We start from the raw sequence: 3,406 nt of genomic DNA on the forward strand, positions 1-3,406 counted from the left end.
CGTTTGGATTGTGGATCCGCAGGCCAAGAGCATCACAGTCTTCTACCCCGATGCCCCGCCAAAGACCTTTACGGGATCCCAAGCTATTCAAGAGGATTTCTTGCCGGGCTTGAAGGTTGTTCCTCAGGATGTATTTGCCCAAGCGCGGATCCCTTAGCGAGCAGCAACCTCAAACAGCAAAAGATAAGGAGGATCTCCTGATGCTATCAACTACAGAGCCGCTGGTTTCAGGTCAAAAACTGACTCCCGAGCAGTTTCTAGCGTTGCCAGAGGGAGATGTTACCTATGAGCTGGTCGATGGACAAGCCGTCCCCAAGGATGCGCCCATGTCGCCCCAAAGGTTTCATGCCTCCCTGCAGAAACGACTGCTTTGGATCCTGGATGCGTGGTGTCAGGGCAAGGGGGATGTATACACAGAGTTGGCGATTGTTTTGCAGCGGCAAGGGAAAGAATGGTTTCCGGCTCCCGACCTACTCTATGTTTCCTTTGAGCGCTGGCCAGCCCAGCATACCCAAGATGGACCTTGTCCGGTAGCTCCTGAGTGGGTGATTGAGATCCTTTCTCCTGGCCAAAGCTTTGGGGCGATGCTTCAGAAAGTAGCCGATTACTTGGATGCGGGCGTCCCCCGAGTTTGGGTGGTGGATCCCCAAGCCAAGAGCATCACCGTTTTCTACCCCGATGCCCCGCCGCGGACTTTTACGGGATCCCAAGCCATCCAAGATGAGTTTCTGCCCGGCTTGAAGGTTGTCCCCCAGGATGTGTTTGCCCAGGCTCGGATCCCTTAGTTGTTTTAGCTATCTGAGAGGGCTACCATGATTGAAGCTCTGGAAAGGCTAGCAAAGGAACCTGCCGAAAGCTCTGCAACAGCTTCTCGGAAGATTTGGACGGATGAAGAGTTTATGGCCCTGCCCGATGATGGCAATTGCTATGAAGTTGTCGATGGGAAGCTGATTGCTTTGGGTTCGGCAAGTGCAAGGCATGGATACTATGTAAGTTTGATTCACATCCTCCTAGGTGCCTATGTTCGCAGCCAAAAGATTGGCTTTACTTTTGACTCCGATACTTCGTTTAAGATGAAATCTGGCAATCGCCGCTCCCCAGATTGTTCTTTCTTCTCCAAGGAGCGGCTGCGATCTCTCGGCGGGATCCCCAAGGGCTATATCGAGGGAGCTCCGGACCTGGCTATAGAGGTTCTCTCTGAGGCCAACACTGTAGGAGAGATCCACGACAAAATTGTCGAGTACTTTGAGAACGGATCCCGGCTTGTTTGGGTCATTCATCCCGAAGAAAAGTATGTTTTAGTCTACCGCCAGCCTGAGCCCGCAGCATTGAAGCGGCAAGGGGACATTCTGGAAGGCGAAGAGGTGATCCCTGGTTTTGCCTTGGATTTGTCAGAGTTTTTTGCCGAGCCTGAGTTCTAGGGTTCTAAGGCACCTGGTAAACTGGCCCCAAAAACGGGATCCGCTTTCATGGCACCACTTCACCTGCAAGTCCTGGAGCGCAACCCCAGACGGCTGCGGATTGCCCTGCAAAGGTTGACCCCTGAGCAACTGGCCTGGCGGGTGGTTGTGGGCCTAGGGCTGTTGGCGCTGGGATCCCAGCTGTGAGCTCGTTCGCTGCTCTTGGGGTTGGTGCTTGTGGGGGTGGGCCTATGGACTGGGATCCCTTGGGGGTTGGGGCAAATCTTGAGCTTGGATCGCGAAAACCAACGGGTCACCTTAACCCGTCTGCGTGGCCCTTGGGGAATTTGGCGGCAGCAGGCGTTCTCCTATCCCTTGGCTCAATTGCAAGGGGTGCGGATACATCGGGTAGGCTGGGAGCTCTTAGACAACCAAGCCCAAGAGAGTTTCCAAGTCCAAAGTCAGGTGCGGCTCCAGTTTCGCGAAGACCCTTCCCAACCTGATCCAAAAGAGGAGGTCATCGCTTGCTTCAATAGCCAAGTAGGCGTCAAAGGGAGCGAGCCAGAGGCTTTCGTGCTCTCTCAGCGGCTGGTGGGCTGGATTCAGGCATATCTAGGAAATCCAAAAAAGAACCCCTTGTCCTAAAGCTCCCTTGTCAGGGAATGCTGTCCTCCCCAGGGAGATAGCGGAAATGCTGGCACAATACCTGAGTCTAGGTTAGAAATGCTACCGATTAATCGGCCAGCCTAACTTCTATGAGCGTCCCTAGAGATTTGGTTAACCTGATTACCTTACTCAGCCAGAACACTTTGCCCACTTGGCTTTGGCTAGTCCTTTGGGGATCTTCTCTAGCAGTGCTGATCTACTGGCAAAGGCGGCGGCTGCAGCAAGCTCAGCTGGGCTTTGCAGACATCGTCATGCTGGCGCGGGCGGATACAACGGTTGTGGAGTGCAACGAAACTTGTCGGAAGGTTTTAGGCGATTGGCGGGGCAGGCGCTGGCTTGAGGCCCTGCCAGTAGAGGAACAAGAAGAGGTGCGGCAGAAAATAGCCCAGCTCACTCCTCAGCACCCCTTCTTTAGCCAAGTCAGTAGGTTAATAGATGGGCGGGGAGAGGTGCGCTGGTTTGAGTGGGTCAACCAGGGCATCTTTGACTGGCGGGGCCGGTTGCAGTTTATTCGTGGGCTAGGCCGAGACATTACCGAGAAGAAACAGTTGGAAGAAAACCTGCGGCTGCGGGAGGCCCAACTGCGCACCTTGTTGGATGCCCTGCCGTTGGCGGTGTGGGCCAGGGATCCCCAGGGAGTGCTAATTTTGCAAAATGCCACTGACCGCGCCTGGTTTGGCGATCTGCTGGGCACTTCTTTGGAGGCAGTGGCTCAAGAACACGGGGACTGGCAAGAGTATGTCGCCCGCGCCCTTCGAGGGGAAGTTGTCAAGTACGAGGGGAAAGAGCTCGTTCAGGGAGAAGAGCGCTATACCTATTCCGTAGTCGTGCCCCTGAGAGAGCAATCGGAAGGTCGGGGGGTTCTCGGCGTTAGCCTAGACATCACCGAGCAGAAGCGCCTGCAACAAGAGCTAGCAGAGCAGCAGGAGCGCTTTCGCGCCTTCATCAACAACAGCCATGAGATCTTGTGCCGAATTGACGGCCAGGACCGGTTGCATTGCCTTAACCCACCGGCGGCTAAGAGGATCCTAGGGCGCTTTCTTGAAGAGGGAGAGCCGCTGCCTTGGGAGTGGATCCACCCTGAAGATCGACAGGCTGTTGTCAACGCTTTCCAGCGCCTAAGAGCTAGCCCAGGCGAGACGCTCAGCTTTGTCTATCGGTTGCAGCACGCCGACGGCCATTGGGTGTGGCTGGAGAGCCTCTGCACCAATCTCTTGGATGATCCTTTGGTTCAGGGGATGGTTGCCAGTACCCGCGACATTACCCAACAAAAGCAGGTGGAACTGGCTTTGCGAGAGAGCGAAGCCCGCTTCCGAGAAATTGCAGAGGCTGTACCGGTG

General features: G+C 55.1%; 5 protein-coding genes. All 5 read left to right on the forward strand.

Going from position 1 to position 3,406, the window contains the following annotated elements; translation table 11 throughout:
• Window positions 1–200: 200 nt before the first annotated feature.
• Window positions 201–785, forward strand: coding sequence for a Uma2 family endonuclease (locus tag NW807_RS10550; protein WP_414426078.1), 585 nt, complete (start codon window positions 201–203; stop codon window positions 783–785).
• A 114-nt stretch (window positions 786–899) separates the two neighbouring features.
• Window positions 900–1,421: a Uma2 family endonuclease gene (locus NW807_RS10555; RefSeq protein WP_414426079.1), complete on the forward strand. Its 522-nt coding sequence runs from the start codon at window positions 900–902 to the stop codon at window positions 1,419–1,421.
• A gap of 48 nt (window positions 1,422–1,469) precedes the next feature.
• The gene (locus NW807_RS10560; protein ID WP_414426080.1) at window positions 1,470–1,607 is read left to right on the forward strand and encodes a hypothetical protein; all 138 of its coding nucleotides are present in this window, start codon (window positions 1,470–1,472) and stop codon (window positions 1,605–1,607) included.
• 15 nt (window positions 1,608–1,622) lie between these two features.
• A complete protein-coding gene (locus NW807_RS10565) occupies window positions 1,623–2,045 on the forward strand; it encodes a hypothetical protein (protein WP_414426081.1) in 423 nt (140 codons plus the stop codon).
• Window positions 2,046–2,155: 110 nt separating this feature from the next.
• Window positions 2,156–3,406 (forward strand): PAS domain S-box protein (locus NW807_RS10570; RefSeq protein WP_414426082.1); only part of this gene is annotated, 1,251 nt, incomplete at its 3' end.

This window comes from Synechococcus sp. R70.1, from assembly GCF_047461675.1.
Lineage (GTDB): Bacteria > Cyanobacteriota > Cyanobacteriia > Thermostichales > Thermostichaceae > Thermostichus.

Coding starts and splice junctions, on each gene's coding strand:
- NW807_RS10550 (WP_414426078.1), top strand. CDS start 201: ATGCTATCAACTACAGAGCCGCTGGTTTCAGGTCAAAAACTGACTCCC.
- NW807_RS10555 (WP_414426079.1), top strand. CDS start 900: ATGGCCCTGCCCGATGATGGCAATTGCTATGAAGTTGTCGATGGGAAG.
- NW807_RS10560 (WP_414426080.1), top strand. CDS start 1,470: ATGGCACCACTTCACCTGCAAGTCCTGGAGCGCAACCCCAGACGGCTG.